This is a genomic window from Sphingomicrobium sediminis (assembly GCF_023805295.1).
GTDB classification, from domain to species: domain Bacteria; phylum Pseudomonadota; class Alphaproteobacteria; order Sphingomonadales; family Sphingomonadaceae; genus Sphingomicrobium; species Sphingomicrobium sediminis.
This window is the reverse complement of record NZ_JAMSHT010000001.1, coordinates 172,671-188,491: the sequence shown is the minus strand read 5'-3', so window position 1 is coordinate 188,491 and position 15,821 is coordinate 172,671. Positions and strand designations below refer to the sequence as shown.

Here is a 15,821-nt window from a genome sequence, read left to right as displayed (position 1 = left end):
ACGAGACAGTATAGCCCCCAAGATGCAGCATCCGCTCGTCCATCGTCTCGATCGCTCGATCGTGCTTGTCGGCCTCATGGGCGCGGGCAAGTCGACCGTCGGGCGCAGGCTGGCGCGGCGGCTCGGCCTGCCCTTCACCGACAGCGACCATGCGATCGAAGATGCCTCGGGCTACAGCGCCGCGGAAATGTTCGAGCGTTTCGGCGAGCGCGAGTTTCGCGACGGCGAACGTCGCCTCGTCGCGCGACTTGCCGAGGGCGATGTCCAGGTCATCGCCACGGGCGGTGGCGCCTTCGTCGACCCCGGCACGCGCCACTTGCTCAACGAGAAATGCATTACCGTTTGGCTCGATGCACCCGTCGCCGTTCTCGCCGAGCGCACCGGTCGCCGCGATACCCGCCCGCTGCTGCGCGACGGGGACCGCGCCGAGACGCTGGAGCGGCTCATGAATGAGCGCCGCGATGCCTATGCGGAAGCGCATTTGCGTGTCAGGAGTGCCAATCAGGCGCATGGCAATGTCGTCGACGCCATCATCGCCGCGCTGGAGGAGCATCTCGCATGATCCGTCTCGACGTTCCGGGCAAGCCCGGCGCGACCTACAAAGTCCGCGTCGGCGCCCTCGATTCCGGCTTGGCCGAACTCGACCTGCCCACCGCTCGCCCGCTTGCCTGCATCAGCGACCCGCACATCTGGGACCTGCACGGCGATAAGCTTGCCGCGATCGCGCCGGTCGACACGCACCTCCTGCCACGCGGCGAGGCTGGCAAGACTTGGGAGCATCTGCAGGCGACCATCGCCTTTCTCGCCGCCCGAAATCAGCAACGCGACGAACCGATCATCGCGTTCGGTGGCGGTGCAGTCGGCGACCTTACCGGACTGGCCGCTGCCCTCTATCGTCGCGGGACACCCGTCATCCAGGTGCCGACCACCCTACTCGCGCAGGTCGACAGTAGCGTCGGCGGCAAGACTGCGATCGATGCCGAGGGCCAGAAAAACCTCGTCGGCGCCTTCCACCCGCCCGCCGCCGTCATCGCCGATCCGGCCTTGCTCGCGACGTTGGACGAACGCGAAGTCACGGCGGGCCTCGCCGAAACCGTGAAATATGGCTTGATCGGCGATCGAAAATTCTACGATTGGCTGGTCTCGGAAGGCGGCAAATCCCTACGCGACCATAATGCTGACGCCGCCGCGCGCGCCATCGCCACCGCAGTCGAGGCCAAGGCAAGCTATGTCCGCGGCGACCTTGAAGACCGAACCGGCCGGCGCGCGCTGCTCAATCTCGGCCACACGTTCGGCCACGCGATCGAGAGCATCGCCGGCCTCGGCACCGTGCTGCACGGCGAGGCCGTCGCCATCGGCATGGTCCTCGCCGCCCGTTTCTCCGAAGCGCAGGGCCATGCGAGTGACATTGCGGAGAAGGTCGCAGCCGACTTTCGCGCCATCGGCCTGCCCACGAGCCTCGACGATGCAGGCTTGGCTGGTCGTGGCAGCGACCTTCTCGACCCCATGCTGCATGACAAGAAGAATGAGCGCGGCGAAATCCGCCTCATCCTGCTGCGCGACATTGGCGATGCCTTCATGGCAACCGACGTCGCCGAGGCCGAACTAGGCGGGTTTCTCCGCAGCCTCTGAGGCCTCGTCCTCGCTCATGGAGTCATTTTCGGTGAACATGCGATCCTTGGCGGCGTGCATGTCGCCAGTCTCGCTCTGTCGTTCCAGCCTCTCCGAGTCCCGTTGGCGATAAGCGGCCTCAACCTTGCGCGCTTCGTCTTCGGAAAAACCGAGTTCGGTGAGCGCCGCCTTGCCCATGAGTACCGCGCTCTCGAACAATTCGCGAATGCAGAAGGCCAGATCGACGCCGTCCAGTTCAAGACTGTGCAGGCGGTCGAAGCTGCGAACCATCAGCGCCGCTTGCGGAAATGCCTCGGCGACGCTTTCCAATGCTTCCTTGGTGATGTCCTGCTTGTCGCAGCAATAGAGGATCGCCCGCGCCTGCTCCGCCCCTGCCGTGCGCAAGAGGTCGAGATGCGTGCCATTGCCGTAATAGACCTTGAAACCGAATTCGCCGGCGCGGTCGATCATGTCGGCATCCTTGTCGATCAGCGTCACACCGATCTTCTTGGCCATCAGCATCTGGCTCACCGTCTGGCCAAAGCGACCATAGCCAACCACGATCACCTTGCGGTCGGGCGCCTTTTCCGGCCCCTCGCGCTCGCCTTTGCTTTCCTGCCGCGCTTCCAGCCGGTCGATCAGCATCATCAGGAAGGGCGTCGAAGCCATGGTCAGCGTGATCACTGCCCCGAAAAGCGACACCGCCTCGTTGGCCACCAACTGCGCGCCCATCGCCGCCGCCAACAGGACGAACCCGAATTCGCCCGCCTGGCTCAAGAGCAGCCCGAGTCGCAATGCCCCGAAGGGCTTCAACCCGAAGGCGCGGCCCAATCCGGTGATGATGATGCCCTTCACCACGATGATACCGAGGGCAACCAGCAGCACCGTCATCGGCCGCGACGCGATCACGCCAAGGTCGAGCATCATGCCCACCGACAGGAAGAAGAAGCCCAGGAGGATCGAACGGAACGGCTCGACATCGCTTTCCAGCTCGTGGCGATAGGGGCTTTCCGCAAGCATCACGCCCGCGATGAACGCACCCAGCGCCGTCGACAGTCCCAGCATGCTCATGAGCGCCGCCGCACCAACCACGGTGAACAGCGCCGCGACGACGAATAATTCGCGCTCGCCAAGACGCCCGATGATGCGGAAGAAGGGATTGATCAGGAAACGCCCGGCCAGGATCAGGCCGACGATCGCCGCGACCGTATAGAGTGCCAGCGTCAGACCGCCCGGCGCATTGGGATCAGCCGGCGCCCTGCTCAGCGCTGCCACCAACGTCAGCAGCGGGACGATCGAGATGTCCTGCAGCAAGAGTACGGAAAAAGCGCGCTCGCCATGTGGTTTGTGCAATTCTCCGGTGGAACGGAGCATGGGCAAGACCTGCGCGGTCGAGGAGAGCGACAGCGAGAAACCGATGGCGATACTCGCCTCGATCGTGAAACCGAGCGCATAGTGGACGAGCGCCGATAGCGCGATCCCGCAGGTCACGACCTGCGTAATGCCAAGTCCAAAGATGTCACGCCGCAATCGCCACAATCGGCTGGGATTGAGTTCGAGGCCGACGATGAAGAGCAGCAGGGCGATCCCGAATTCGGAGATCGACATGATATTCTCGGCATTGCCGACGAGGCCCAGCACAAACGGCCCAATGATCGCACCGCCGACGATATAGCCGAGCGTCGCCCCCAGCCCGAGGCGCCGGAACAAGGTCACCATCACGACGGCCGCGCCGAGCATGATGGCCCCGTCGATCAACAGTTCGCCGGTCGCCCCATGCGCACCGCCGCTATGGCCGCCGCCTGAACCTTCTTCAACCAAGACCCGCCTCCTTCATTGCAGCTGCCAACGCGCGGAAAGGCAAAAGGATCGCCCCATGGCGTCCCGGCCGTTCGCGCGCGGGCGCAAGCGCCCCGATGCCGGGCCAGTCGGGCGCGAGCACATCGCTGCCCTTGAGCCAGTCGTCGATCCCGATCAGCGCATGATCCACATCGGCCATCGTCCTGCCTTTTGCCGAGGCAAGCATCAACGCCGTCGCCGCCTGCCCATAGGCGCAGGCCTGCACGCTGGCGGCAACATCGCCGATCGCCTCGCCATCCATCCGGATCGAGACTTTTATCGTGCTTCCACAGCTTTCGGAGCGCCGCTCAACGATCGCATCAGCGGGATCGAGCGTCGGACGGTCGGGCAACGCCCCCGCGAGGCGCAGGATTTCCTTGGTGTAGGGCGGCGGCTTCACCCCCGCCGCCATGTCGTCCCTTCCGGCCCGTCCTCGAGCAGGATGCCGTCGGCTGCGAGCTCGTCGCGAATGCGGTCCGCCGTCGCAAAGTCGCGCGCCTTTTTCGCAGCAGCCCGTTCGGCAATCTTGGTGTCGATAGCCGCGGCATCGTCATCGCGACCGCCACGGAACCAGTCGTCCGCGCTCCCTTCGAGCAATCCGAGCAAGGCTGCACTTGCCTTTAGTGTAGCCGCATCCTCGATCTGCCCAAGACGCGATAGCGCCAGCGGCGTGTTCAGATCATCGCCGAGCGCGTCGAGCACGCTGGCATCCACTTCGCCGGGCGCGGCATCGCCAATCTTGCGATAGAGCCCATCGAGCGTGGCTTTTGCTTGCTCAAGCAACGTCTCGGTCCACGGCAGCGGCTGGCGATAATGCGCAGAAAGGAGCGCCATGCGGATCGTCTCGCCCTTATGCCCCGCCGCGAACAATGCCTCGGGCGTCACGATATTGCCGAGCGACTTGCTCATCTTTTGCGAGCCCATATCGACGAAACCGTTATGCACCCAGTAGCGCGCCAGCGGCGCCCCGCCGTGGCTGCACCGGCTCTGCGCGATCTCGTTCTCGTGATGCGGGAAGATGAGGTCCAGCCCGCCGCCATGAATGTCGATTGTCTCGCCAAGATGCGCGCGGATCATCGCCGAACATTCGATATGCCATCCCGGCCGTCCTCGACCCCACGGACTGTCGAAGCCGATGACGTCCGGGTCGCTCGGCTTCCACAGCACGAAATCTGCCGGATCGCGCTTGTAGGGCGCAACCTCGACCCGCGCACCGGCGATCATCTCGTCACGTTGCCGCCGCGACAGCGCGCCATAATCGGGGTCGCTCGGGACCGAGAAGAGAACATGCCCTTCCGCCTCGTAGGCATTGCCCTTGCCGATCAGCTCCTCGATCATCGCGATCATCGCCGGGACCTCTTCGGTCGCGTGCGGCGCGATGCTCGGCGGCGCCACGCCCAAGGCACCAGTATCATCGAGATAGAATTGCTCGTAGCGCTCCGTGATCAACGAAGGTTCGACGCCCTCGTCCGCCACCTTGGCAATGATCTTGTCGTCGATGTCGGTGACATTGCGCGCATAGACGAGGCTGTCCTCGCCATAATGGTGCCGGATGAGCCGCGCCAACGTGTCGAATACGACCGGCGGGCGCATGTTGCCGATATGCGCTCGGCCATAAACAGTCGGCCCGCACACATACATGGTGATGCGGCTGGGATCGGCAGGCTCGAAGTCCCGCTTTTTGCGCGCCATCGTGTCATGCAGCCGGATCATCCGATCAGTCCTTCTTCACGCTGTTCTTCAACGAAATCGACCGTCGCTCGCGCGCTCGCATTGAGCAAGGGATAGGTCTTCGCCTCGCGCATCCATTCGGGCCGCTCCGTCTCGGCCCCATAGAACATATCGACGGCAAAGTTGGCGAGCAGGTAGAAGAGCGTCCCGACGATTAGCCCTTTGAGCATCCCGAACAATCCGCCCAGCAACCGGTCGATCGGCCCGATCAGCGAACGGCGCGTCCGTCCGCCGAGCTTGGCCGCGACAAAGCGCGTTACGATGAAGGTCGGCACGGCCAGCAAGGCGAAAGCCAACGCCCATGCCCCGCTTTCACTGTCCATATTTTCGGCCAGCCGCGCAGTCGCCGGACCATGGAAGAATTTGACCGCAAGCACTGCCGCCACCCAGGCGAACAGCGAAAAAACCTCCTGCACGAACCCGCGCACGAACCCCAGCAGCGTTCCGCCACCGAGCAGGAGCAGGATGAAGATGTCGAGCGCCGTCATGGCGCCTCGGCTAGCGACGATTGGCGCACGATGCCAGCCCTATCGCCCGAGGAGGTGGTCGGTCAGCGCGCCCAGCCGCGCGAATGACTGGCAATTGAGCGCCTTGTCGGGCTTCACGCCGCTCGGCACCCAGGCCTGCTCGAATCCGAGCTTCGCTGCCTCTTTCAGCCGCAGCGCACTGTGCGCGACGGGCCGCAATTCGCCCGACAATGCGACCTCTCCGAAGGTGATCGTGCCCGTCGGCACCGGCCGCTCGGACAATGCCGACACCAGCGCCGCCGCCACTGCGAGGTCAGCCGCCGGATCGGTCAGCCGATAGCCACCCGCCACATTCAGGTAGACTTCGACATTGGAAAAACTGATGCCGCACCGCGCTTCCAGCACCGCCAGCAGCATGGCAAGCCGCGATGAATCCCAGCCAACCGCGGATCGCCGCGGCGTCGCCCCGCTTGCCAGCCGGACGGTCAGCGCCTGCAATTCAACCAGCACCGGCCGCGTGCCCTCCAGCGCAGGGAAAACCGTCGTCCCGCTCACTTCCTCGCCGCGTTCGGTCAAGAAGAGCGAGGATGGATTGCCGACTTCCTCAAGCCCTTTCCCTTCCATCGCGAAGACGCCGATCTCGTCGGTCCCGCCAAAGCGGTTCTTGATCGCGCGAAGGATGCGATACTGATGCGAGCGCTCGCCCTCGAAGCCGAGCACCGTATCGACCATATGTTCGAGCACCCGCGGCCCGGCGATATTGCCGTCCTTGGTCACGTGCCCGACCAGGATCAGCGCCGTTCCTTTCTCCTTGGCGAACCGCACCAATTCATGCGCCGAGGCGCGCACCTGGCTCACCGTTCCCGGCGCACCTTCGATCATGTCGGAATGCATGGTCTGGATGGAATCGATGACGAGGAAATCCGGCGCCGCGCCATCTCCCAACGTCGTCAGAATATCGCGCACCGAAGTTGCGGCAGCCAACTTCACCGGTGCCTCACCCAGCCCCAGCCGCAGCGCCCTGCGCCGCACCTGGTCCGCCGCCTCCTCACCCGAGACGTAGATCGTCTCCTTGCCCGAGCTGGCAAGCTTCGCTGCGACCTGCAGCAACAGGGTCGACTTGCCGATCCCCGGATCACCACCGATCAAGGTCGCCGATCCCGGCACCAGACCGCCACCCAGCGCACGATCGAATTCCTTGATCCCGGACTGCATCCGTTCGGGGATCGCCACTTCGGCATCCAGCCCGACCAGCTCGATCCGCCGCCCGCCACCTTGCAGATTATGCTTCTTGGCAAAGGTCGTGACGACGTCGCTCGCATCCTCGACCAACGTATTCCATTCGCTGCAATCGCCGCACTGGCCCTGCCAGCGCGTGGTCACCGACCCGCAGGCCTGGCAGACATATCTCTTTTTGGGTTTTGCCATGGCTGCGACGCTAGCGATGCGCCCTCGCCCTTGTCGAGCGCCGAATTGCCCCCTACCGCAGCTTCACCCATGAGCTGGCTTCCCGAACCCCTGCGCATCGCCAATTACCGTGCCTTCTGGTCGGCGCGCCTGCTCGCGACCCTGGCCCAGCTCGCGATGGTCACGGCCATCGAATATCAGGTCTACACGATCGCCCGCGAGACGATGAGCATCGAGGCCGCAGCGCTGCGCCTCGGATTCATCGGTTTCATCCAATTCGTGCCGCTCTTCTTCTTGACGCCATTTTCCGGCTGGGCAGCCGACACCATGGACCGCCGAACGATCGCGAAGATCGCCATCACCATCGAGATTTTCAGCGCGCTTGCGCTCGGCATCGCCACCGCGACCGGCGAGATCAGCCTCCCGATCATCTACATCGTCGCCATCTTCGTCGGTATCGCCCGGGTGCTGACCGGGCCGTCCATGGGCGCGCTGGCCTCCAACATCGTGCCGCGCGAGCTCCTGCCGAGCGCCATCGCTTTGTCCTCCATCGCCTGGAAGGGCGCGACGATCATCGGCCCCGCCGTCGGCGGCTACCTACTCGCGGTGTCCATCGAGACAGCCTATTTCTTCTCGGTCGCCCTATTCGTCGGCGCGCTGATTGCGCTCTTCCTCATCAGCGCGATCAACCAGGAAAAGAGCGACCGTACCAACGGTCCCATCGCGCAAGTCATCGCCGGCATAAAATATGTCCGCGAGAACCGGCTCGTTCTGGGAGCGATCAGCCTCGATCTTTTCGCCGTCCTGCTGGGCAGCGCCGTCGCCCTGCTCCCCATCTTCGCCACCGATATTTTCGGCGGCGGACCGGACCTGTTCGGCCACCTGCGCGCCGCTCCGGCTGTCGGCGCCACCGCCGCCGCGCTCTATTTCGCCATTCGACCGCTCAAGACCGAAGTCGGGCTCAAGATGCTCCTTGCCGTCGGCGTCTTCGGTCTCGCCACCATCGGGTTCGCCTTCTCGCGCAGCATCGAGCTCACCTTCCTGCTGCTCGTCATCATCGGCGCATCGGACATGCTCAGCGTTTATGTCCGCTCTTCACTCATCCAGCTTTATACGCCCGACCAGATGCGCGGCCGCGTCGGCGCGGTTTCGACCCTGTCCATCTCCGCTTCCAATGAGCTCGGTGACGCCGAATCCGGTCTGATGGCCAGCCTGTTCGGCCCCACCATGGCCGCGTTTATCGGCGGCATGGGCGCCGTCGTCGTGGTCTTCGCCTGGGCCATCATTTTCCCCGAATTGCGCAAGGCGCGCGACTTCAACCCGCCGGAGCCCACGGCAAGCCCTTGAACTGGCTGGCCAATCAGGCCTGATTAAGCGCGCGCTAACCAGTTCGATCAAGCCCGCGAGAAAGGCCCAAAAATACAGAAATTCTGCCAATTCGGGCATTTAACACTTGCTCGATGATAGTAAATTTAACGGAAACCCCTCGCATAATATCATTTGTTAACCGCGCTGCTTTAATCCGGCCTCCATGTATCGATTTGGTGGAGTGGAATGGGGCGTCAGCGACTAGCGATTCAGGCACAGCCGGAAATGCGTGCGGATGTGGGTGTCATTGAGGCACTCGCCTACGACGTGCTGCCCCCGCGCGAAGTCGGTGACGAGCAGATTGCCGGCCAGCGCGTGCGCCAGCTGCACCATATTCCGATCCTCATCGGCCTCTCGCATTTCATCAGCCTGATCGCCTGCTTCCTATCGGGCGACCGCATCGACAACATGGCGGGCCTCGGCCTCATCGCGACATTGGTCGGCGTCGATATCCTTGCATTTGCGATGGTGTCGATCGGCGGCCGCATCGGCATCCCGCCGCACATGTCGACCCGACTGCTCACCATCTATGTCGCCTTCTGCGCGGCCGCCTGGACCTATTTTGCCGCCAACATGTTCTCCGCCGCTCACAGCCACGAATTGGTCGTGACCGCAGCAGTGGTCGGAGGCGGTGTCATTGCCATGGCAATCGCGGCCATCACCGCGCCGCCCATCGCGATCATCATGGGGCTGTCGGCTGCAACCACGACCATGGCCTTGGCCTATAGCGACGCCGTCGTCGCCGGCATTTGCATCATGGCGCTCGTTGTCTCTGCCTATGCGACCGCCTTTTCGCGCACCAGCATCGCGACCGCGCGCCGCCGTCTGATCCTCGATTCCGAGGCACACCAGGCGCTCCGCTTCGTCAACGAATTCGAAGCCTCCGGCCGTGGCTGGTTCTGGGAAACCGATTCCAGCGGCACGCTTTCGTATGTCTCGCGCCAGCTGGCCGAGGATTTCGACTGCGATCCCGCAGATCTGCTCGGTCGCAAGTTTACCGATCTTCTCTCGGTCGACAGCCAACCGGGCGAGGAATTGCGCGACGAGCGCACGCTTGGCTTCCACTTGTCTGCCCGCTTCCCCTTCTCTGACGTCGTCGTGCGCGCCGCCAGCGACGAAGACGTCCTCTGGTCGGTGTCGGGCAATCCCATCTTCAGCGAGAATGGCCGCTTCCTCGGCTTTCGCGGCATCGGTGCCGACCTCACTGAACAGCGCCGCAACGAGCAGGAAATCAGCCGTCTCGCCCGTTTCGACAGCCTCACCGGCCTGCCCAACCGCGCGATGATGCGCCAGACGCTCGAAGAAGCGCTGCGCAATGCAGCCCGCCGCAAGCGCGGCTGCACGCTCTTCCTGATCGATCTCGACCGCTTCAAGAATGTCAACGATACGCTCGGCCATCCTGTCGGCGACCAATTGCTCCGCCAGGTCGCGGACCGCTTCAGCCGTACGCTCGGCAATCATGGCCAGGTCGGCCGTCTCGGCGGCGACGAATTCATCGCGGTGCTGCCCGGCGTGGTCGAAACCGGCTTCATCGAGCGCCTCGCCACTTTGATGATCGAACAGGCCAGCCAGGCCTATCAGATTGAAGGCCACCGCGTGACCATCGGCGCCTCGATTGGCATCGCCATGGCTGACCCGCAGCGCGCCTGCGCCGACAGCCTCACCCGCAACGCCGACCTTGCACTATACGCGGCAAAGGCTGCCGGTCGCGGCAAGCATTGCTTCTTCGAACCCTCGATGCACAGCGAGGCGTCGGACCGCCAGCGTCTCGAAACCGACCTGCGTTTCGCGCTTGAGCAGAACGAGCTCAGCCTGCATTTCCAGCCGATCGTCCGGGCGGCGAGCGAAGATCTTTGCGGCTTCGAAGCGCTCATTCGCTGGGATCATCCGACCCGCGGCCGCGTCTCGCCCGACCTCTTCATTAGCGTCGCAGAAGAATGCGGCCTGATCGGCAAGCTCGGCGACTATGTGATCGAAGAAGCGATCCGGCAGGCCGCCGAATGGCCTGACCATGTCCGCGTCGCGATCAACCTCTCGCCGATCCAGTTCAACGATCCCAAGCTGGTCGAGAAAGTGGCGACCTTGCTGCAGACCCACGAGGTCCGCGCCGACCGCATCGAGCTGGAGATTACCGAGGGCGTCTTCCTTGCCGACAATGAAGCGACCGACGACACCTTTGCACGCCTCAAGAATATCGGCGTCCGCCTCGCACTCGACGATTTCGGCACCGGCTATTCCTCGCTCGGCTATCTCAAGACCGCGCCGTTCGACAAGATCAAGATCGACCAGAGCTTTGTGCGCGGTGCCTCGCATCCCAAGAGCCGCAACAGCGCGATCATCCGCGCCATCGTCGCGCTCGCTGACAGCCTCGGCATGGACACCACCGCCGAGGGCGTCGAGACGCATGACGATCTCAATCTCATCCGCGAACTAGGATGCTCCCAGATCCAGGGCTATATTTTCGGCAAGCCCAGCCCAGCCGAGGATTGCGCCGACATGATCGAGCGCGACTCTGTCCTGCCGCAGGGCCATCGCAGCGTGCGTGAACCGCGCCATCGCCTGATGCGTCGGGGCCTCGTCAGCATTGGCGGCGAACAGGTCGAAATTCGCCTTCGCAACATTTCGGCCATGGGCGCGCTGATCGAATGCGCCAAGCCGGTCGCGCCGGGCACCCAGCTGACGCTGGACATTATCGGTACCGGCCCCGTGGTCGGCACCGTGCGCTGGTCGCAGGCCGGTCGCTTCGGCATCCAGTTCGATGCCCAGTTCGACCTCACCCGACTGGCCCCGCCACGCCGCCAGATGACCGGCGCCACCCACAGCTTCTCGGCGCCCTTCTACGTCGGCGAAAAAGAGAGTGCGTAAAGCGCATAAAGAAAGGGCGGGTCCGACCCGAACCCGCCCTACTCTCTTTCATGTGATGCGGCTTTAGAAGCTCTCGACCGGCATCTTCATGAGCGTTTCCGATCCCGCTTCCACCTTGCGGCGCATCGCGCTCGCTTCCGGCAGCCAGCGCTCGCCATAATAGCGCGCGGTGATCAGCTTGGCCTCGTGGAAGTCCACATCTTCGCCTGGCTCGGTCTTCAGCTTGGCCGACTGATCGGCCATCTTCATCCACATCCAGCCGATCGCAACAAGGCCCATCAGCTCCATATAAGCATAGGCCGCCGCGCCGACTTCATCGGGATTGGCCGGACCGTTCTGCGCCAGCCACATGGTGGCCGCCTGCAGATGGCCGACTGCCTTCTCGAGCGGCTCGACGATGCCCGCAGGATCGCCATTCTGCTTGGCCGCTGCAATGTCCTGCGCCAGCACGCCGAAGAAGGCGCGGACGGCGCGGCCGCCATTCTGGGCAAGCTTGCGACCGACAAGGTCCATCGCCTGCACGCCATTCGTGCCTTCGTAGATTTGCGCGATACGCGCATCGCGAACGAACTGCTCGACGCCCCATTCGCGAATATAGCCATGGCCGCCAAAGACCTGCTGCGACTGTACGGCAGTCTCGAAGCCGCGATCGGTGAGGTAGCCCTTGATGACCGGGGTGAGCAGGCTGATGAGATCATCGGCCAGTTCGCGTTCTTCCTCGGTCTGCGCCTTGTGCGTCAAATCGACCTGCAGCGCGCCCCACAGCACCAGTGCGCGGGCGCCCTGGTTGAAGGCACGGCTGTCCATCAGCATGCGGCGCACGTCGGGATGCACCATGATGCTGTCGGCCTTCGCGTCGGCATCGCGATTGTCGGGCTTGAGGGCGCGGCCCTGGCGACGGTCTTTCGCGTAAGCGAGGGCGTTCTGATATGCCGCTTCGCCCTGCCCGAGGCCTTGCAGGCCCACACCGAGGCGCGCGGCGTTCATCATGATGAACATGGCCGCGAGACCCTTTTCCTTCTCGCCGATTAGGTAACCCGTCGCCTCGTCATAATTCATGACGCAGGTCGAGTTGCCATGGATGCCCATCTTCTCTTCGATCGAGCCGCAGCTGACCGCGTTACGCTCGCCCAGCGACCCGTCTTGGTTGACGAGGAATTTGGGCACGATGAAGAGCGAGATGCCTTTCACATTGTCGGGGCTGTCCGGCATCTTGGCGAGGACGAGATGGATGATGTTCTCGCTCATGTCATGCTCGCCGGCCGAGATGAAGATCTTGGTGCCGGTGACCTTGAAGGTGCCATCGTCCTGCGGCACCGCCTTGGTCTTGATGAGGCCGAGGTCCGTCCCACAATGCGGTTCGGTAAGGTTCATCGTGCCGGTCCATTCGAGACTGACCATCTTGGGCACGTAGAGCGCCTTCTGCTCGTCCGAGCCGACTGCCAGCATCGCCGCAATCGCGCCCTGGGTCAGGCCGTTATACATCTCGAATGCCTGATTGGCCGACACGACATATTCGGAGAATGCCGTCGACAGGACATGCGGCAGGTCCTGGCCGCCAAATTCTTCGGGGAAGGACAAGGTGCCCCAGCCGCCCTCGCGGAATTGGTCGAAGGCTTCCTTGAAACCCGGAGGCGTCGTCACGCTACCATCTTCGTGGCGCGTGCAGCCTTCTTCATCGCCAATGCGGTTCAGCGGCGCGATCACTTCGCTGGCAAACTTGCCGCCTTCCTCGAGGATCGCCTGGACGACGTCGGGATCGGCATTCTGGAAGCCGGGAAGGTTGGAATAATTCTGCAGACCGATAATGTGGTCGAGCAGGTATTTGGTGTCCTTAACGGGGGCCTCGTAAACCGGCATGCTTATTCCTTCTCCATTCCTTCGCGAAGCAGGGTCACATAACCCTCCAGCTCCTCGATCATTTCGTCGATATCGGCTTTCTGCCGGGTCAGCGCCTCGACGCGCTCCTGGCATTTCTCCAACGTCACCTTGCGCTGTGTCTGTCGCTGGTCGCCCAGATGATAAAGATCGAGCATCTCGCGGATTTCCGACAGGCTGAAGCCCACGCGCTTGCCGCGCAGGATCCACGCCACGCGCGCACGGTCGCGGTCGGAATAGAGACGCTGCGTCCCCACCCTCTTCGGGCTGATCAGATTTTCGTCTTCGTAAAAGCGGAGCGCGCGCGCGGTCACGTCGAACTCGTCGCACATCTCGCCAATGGTGTAGCTGTCTTTTTGCGCCAACATGCTGGCTTTTTTACTTTACGCTTCCGTAAAGGTCAACAGATCGAGTCACCTGCCGGGTCGACCAATGCACGGTCCGTCGCATCGCTGCGCGACAGGCTGCGATCCTCAAGTGTGACGTCACCACCGCAATAATAAGAGCAGGCCGCGCTTCCCCCGCTGCCAAGTGTGATCGTGTCACCTTCCTCGTGGAGGCCGATACGGCACTGCTCGTCGCCGCGCGGCACGAAAGCCAGCGCACCATCGCCCGCCAACCGGTTCACCCGGCCCTCGGCCATGCAATTGGCCTCGCCTTCGTCGCCATAGAGGATGAAGGCAGCTTCACCGCCATCGCCGATACACAGCCCGCTTTGCGCGCCGTCGATCCAGACGCCCGCCTCGATCGGCGCCTCCATCGGCTCGCTCGGCGCTTCGCCGCTGCATGCTGTCAGCGCCAAGGCCGCCACCCCCACCAGATATCGCATCAATTCTTGTCCCGTATCGCCTCGATCAGCTCGTCCTTGTTCATGTCCGAGCGTCCTTCGATATCCAATTCCTGCGCCTGTTCGTAAAGCTCGTCTTTGGTGCGATCCTCGAGCGGGGTCGAATCATGATCGATCGAATTATTGGCCTGCGCATTGGCGATCGCCGCGGCCTTCGACTTGGAATAGCCCTCGTCGCGCAGCGCCTCATACGTATCGTCATCCTTGATGCTGTCGGCCATCTCGTCCTCCATCTGCCATTCGCGAGACCAACGTCCCGGGGCGGCACAGGCTCCCTTGGTGACTAGTGCGAGACAAATGCGCTCCACCCCCCTATATGCGGGGTCGATTGGTGGAGGGGACGGATTCGCTCATGCTCACGACTAACCCGTTCGACGATGACAAGCTCAAGGAAGAATGCGGCGTTTTCGGCGTTTGGGGTGCCGACGGCGCGTCCAGCATCGCTGCCCTGGGCCTGCATGCGTTGCAACATCGCGGCCAGGAAGCGGCCGGGATCGTCAGCCATGACGGGCTGAGCTTCCACGCCCACCGCGCCATGGGCCACGTCGCCGGCAATTTCGACCAGGACGAGGTCATCCGCAAATTGTCGGGCCATGCCGCGATCGGCCATGTCCGCTATTCGACCACCGGCGAGACTGCCTTGCGAAACGTCCAGCCGCTCTATGCTGAATTGTCGACCGGCGGCTTCGCGGTCGCGCATAATGGCAACCTCTCCAACGCGCTGACGCTGCGCGACAAGCTCATCCAGCGCGGCTCCATTTTCCAGTCGACTAGCGACACCGAGGTCATCATCCACCTCGTCGCCACCTCGACCAAGCCGACCGCGGTCGACCGCCTCACCGAGGCGCTCAAAAAGGTCGAAGGCGCCTACAGCCTCGTCTGCTTGCTCGACGATGGCCTCGTCGCCTGCCGCGACCCGCTCGGCGTGCGTCCGCTGGTGATGGGGAAATATAACGACGCGACCGTCTTCGCTTCGGAAAGCGTTGCGCTCGACGTCATCGGCGCGCGCTACATTCGCGACGTGGAGCCGGGCGAACTCATCATCGTCAACAATGACGGTATGCGCAGCTTCCATCCGTTCGAGAAAGCCAAGGCGCGCCCCTGCATCTTCGAACATGTCTATTTTTCGCGTCCGGACTCGATGGTCGAGGGCACGAGCGTCTACCAGACCCGCAAGGCGATCGGCGCCGAACTTGCCCGCGAAGCCCCGGTCGAGGCCGACCTCGTCGTGCCAGTGCCCGACAGCGGCGTCCCCGCCGCCATCGGCTACAGCCAGGAATCGGGCATTCCGTTCGAACTCGGCATCATCCGCTCGCACTATGTCGGCCGCACCTTCATCCAGCCGACGCAGGACATCCGCCATCTCGGCGTGAAGCTGAAGCACAATGCCAATTCGGCGCTGGTCGAGGGCAAGTCGATCGTGCTGGTCGACGACAGCGTCGTGCGCGGCACTACCTCGCTGCGCCTCGTCCAGATGATGCGCGATGCGGGCGCCCGCGAAGTGCATATGCGCATCGCCTCCCCGCCGACCCGCTACAGCTGCTTTTACGGCGTCAACACGCCCGACCGCGCCAAACTGCTCGCCGCGCAGATGGGGATCGAGGGCATGGCCGACTATATCAAGGCCGACAGCCTCGCCTTCATCAGCCTCGACGGTCTCTATCGCGCGCTTGGCGACAAGCGTGACGCCGCCGCGCCGCAGCGCTGCGACGCCTGTTTCTCGGGCGACTATCCCACCACTTTGACTGACCGGAATCGCGACAAGGAGCATCCCGAACAGCTCCGTCTCGTCTCCAACGACTAGGACC

The 15,821-nt window shown here is 63.4% G+C and carries 14 protein-coding genes; 5 read left to right on the top strand and 9 right to left on the bottom strand.

Translation table 11 applies throughout. The annotated features are described in order from the left end of the window. The first annotated feature begins 22 nt into the window (after window positions 1-22). Window positions 23-562: a shikimate kinase gene (locus NDO55_RS00875; protein WP_252111511.1), complete on the top strand. Its 540-nt coding sequence runs from the start codon at window positions 23-25 to the stop codon at window positions 560-562. After that, window positions 559-1,632: a 3-dehydroquinate synthase gene (gene aroB / locus NDO55_RS00870; RefSeq protein WP_252111509.1), complete on the top strand. Its 1,074-nt coding sequence runs from the start codon at window positions 559-561 to the stop codon at window positions 1,630-1,632. The genes NDO55_RS00875 and aroB overlap by 4 nt, the downstream gene beginning before the upstream one ends. Here the strand turns inward: aroB and NDO55_RS00865 are convergent. The 5 genes from NDO55_RS00865 to radA all read right to left on the bottom strand — a co-directional run bounded on the left by NDO55_RS00865 (window position 1,606) and on the right by radA (window position 7,076). Further along, window positions 1,606-3,351 (bottom strand): monovalent cation:proton antiporter-2 (CPA2) family protein, encoded by a 1,746-nt coding sequence (locus NDO55_RS00865; RefSeq protein ID WP_252115488.1) that lies wholly within the window; start codon window positions 3,349-3,351, stop codon window positions 1,606-1,608. The genes aroB and NDO55_RS00865 overlap by 27 nt on opposite strands. A 73-nt stretch (window positions 3,352-3,424) precedes the next feature. Next, window positions 3,425-3,862, bottom strand: a complete 438-nt coding sequence (locus NDO55_RS00860) for an iron-sulfur cluster assembly scaffold protein (protein WP_252111507.1) — start codon at window positions 3,860-3,862, stop codon at window positions 3,425-3,427. Continuing rightward, window positions 3,847-5,163: a cysteine--tRNA ligase gene (cysS, locus tag NDO55_RS00855; RefSeq protein ID WP_252111505.1), complete on the bottom strand. Its 1,317-nt coding sequence runs from the start codon at window positions 5,161-5,163 to the stop codon at window positions 3,847-3,849. The genes NDO55_RS00860 and cysS overlap by 16 nt, the downstream gene beginning before the upstream one ends. Further along, the gene (locus NDO55_RS00850; protein WP_252111503.1) at window positions 5,160-5,669 is read right to left on the bottom strand and encodes a CvpA family protein; all 510 of its coding nucleotides are present in this window, start codon (window positions 5,667-5,669) and stop codon (window positions 5,160-5,162) included. Before NDO55_RS00850 ends, cysS begins: the two co-directional genes overlap by 4 nt. 39 nt (window positions 5,670-5,708) lie before the next feature. Continuing rightward, the gene (gene radA / locus NDO55_RS00845; RefSeq protein ID WP_252111501.1) at window positions 5,709-7,076 is read right to left on the bottom strand and encodes a DNA repair protein RadA; all 1,368 of its coding nucleotides are present in this window, start codon (window positions 7,074-7,076) and stop codon (window positions 5,709-5,711) included. Between the two features lie 69 nt (window positions 7,077-7,145). Between radA and NDO55_RS00840 the strand changes: the two genes are divergently transcribed. Then, a complete protein-coding gene (locus NDO55_RS00840) occupies window positions 7,146-8,402 on the top strand; it encodes an MFS transporter (protein ID WP_252111499.1) in 1,257 nt (418 codons plus the stop codon). A gap of 246 nt (window positions 8,403-8,648) precedes the next feature. Further along, on the top strand, window positions 8,649-11,288 hold the full coding sequence (locus NDO55_RS00835; RefSeq protein WP_252111497.1) for an EAL domain-containing protein: 2,640 nt from the start codon (window positions 8,649-8,651) through the stop codon (window positions 11,286-11,288). A 63-nt stretch (window positions 11,289-11,351) separates the two neighbouring features. Here the strand turns inward: NDO55_RS00835 and NDO55_RS00830 are convergent, their stop codons facing one another. From NDO55_RS00830 to NDO55_RS00815, 4 genes are read right to left on the bottom strand one after another with little or no spacing between them, the layout of a single operon-like run. Further along, window positions 11,352-13,148, bottom strand: coding sequence for an acyl-CoA dehydrogenase C-terminal domain-containing protein (locus tag NDO55_RS00830; protein ID WP_252111495.1), 1,797 nt, complete (start codon window positions 13,146-13,148; stop codon window positions 11,352-11,354). 2 nt (window positions 13,149-13,150) lie between these two features. Then, window positions 13,151-13,534 carry a MerR family transcriptional regulator gene (locus NDO55_RS00825; RefSeq protein WP_252111493.1) on the bottom strand — a complete coding sequence of 128 codons (384 nt, stop codon included), beginning with the start codon at window positions 13,532-13,534 and terminating at the stop codon, window positions 13,151-13,153. Between the two features lie 32 nt (window positions 13,535-13,566). Continuing rightward, entirely contained in the window at window positions 13,567-13,995 is a 429-nt protein-coding gene (locus NDO55_RS00820; protein WP_252111491.1) for a hypothetical protein, read from the bottom strand. Then, window positions 13,995-14,234, bottom strand: a complete 240-nt coding sequence (locus NDO55_RS00815; RefSeq protein ID WP_252111488.1) for a Rho termination factor N-terminal domain-containing protein — start codon at window positions 14,232-14,234, stop codon at window positions 13,995-13,997. The genes NDO55_RS00820 and NDO55_RS00815 overlap by 1 nt, the downstream gene beginning before the upstream one ends. Before the next feature lie 131 nt (window positions 14,235-14,365). Between NDO55_RS00815 and purF the strand changes: the two genes are divergently transcribed. After that, window positions 14,366-15,817: an amidophosphoribosyltransferase gene (purF, locus tag NDO55_RS00810; protein WP_252111487.1), complete on the top strand. Its 1,452-nt coding sequence runs from the start codon at window positions 14,366-14,368 to the stop codon at window positions 15,815-15,817. Window positions 15,818-15,821 lie beyond the last annotated feature (4 nt).

Coding starts and splice junctions, on each gene's coding strand:
- NDO55_RS00875 (WP_252111511.1), top strand. CDS start 23: ATGCAGCATCCGCTCGTCCATCGTCTCGATCGCTCGATCGTGCTTGTC.
- aroB (WP_252111509.1), top strand. CDS start 559: ATGATCCGTCTCGACGTTCCGGGCAAGCCCGGCGCGACCTACAAAGTC.
- NDO55_RS00865 (WP_252115488.1), bottom strand. CDS start 3,351: ATGCTCGGCGCGGCCGTCGTGATGGTGACCTTGTTCCGGCGCCTCGGG.
- NDO55_RS00860 (WP_252111507.1), bottom strand. CDS start 3,862: ATGGCGGCGGGGGTGAAGCCGCCGCCCTACACCAAGGAAATCCTGCGC.
- cysS (WP_252111505.1), bottom strand. CDS start 5,163: ATGATCCGGCTGCATGACACGATGGCGCGCAAAAAGCGGGACTTCGAG.
- NDO55_RS00850 (WP_252111503.1), bottom strand. CDS start 5,669: ATGACGGCGCTCGACATCTTCATCCTGCTCCTGCTCGGTGGCGGAACG.
- radA (WP_252111501.1), bottom strand. CDS start 7,076: ATGGCAAAACCCAAAAAGAGATATGTCTGCCAGGCCTGCGGGTCGGTG.
- NDO55_RS00840 (WP_252111499.1), top strand. CDS start 7,146: ATGAGCTGGCTTCCCGAACCCCTGCGCATCGCCAATTACCGTGCCTTC.
- NDO55_RS00835 (WP_252111497.1), top strand. CDS start 8,649: ATGCGTGCGGATGTGGGTGTCATTGAGGCACTCGCCTACGACGTGCTG.
- NDO55_RS00830 (WP_252111495.1), bottom strand. CDS start 13,148: ATGCCGGTTTACGAGGCCCCCGTTAAGGACACCAAATACCTGCTCGAC.
- NDO55_RS00825 (WP_252111493.1), bottom strand. CDS start 13,534: ATGTTGGCGCAAAAAGACAGCTACACCATTGGCGAGATGTGCGACGAG.
- NDO55_RS00820 (WP_252111491.1), bottom strand. CDS start 13,995: ATGCGATATCTGGTGGGGGTGGCGGCCTTGGCGCTGACAGCATGCAGC.
- NDO55_RS00815 (WP_252111488.1), bottom strand. CDS start 14,234: ATGGCCGACAGCATCAAGGATGACGATACGTATGAGGCGCTGCGCGAC.
- purF (WP_252111487.1), top strand. CDS start 14,366: ATGCTCACGACTAACCCGTTCGACGATGACAAGCTCAAGGAAGAATGC.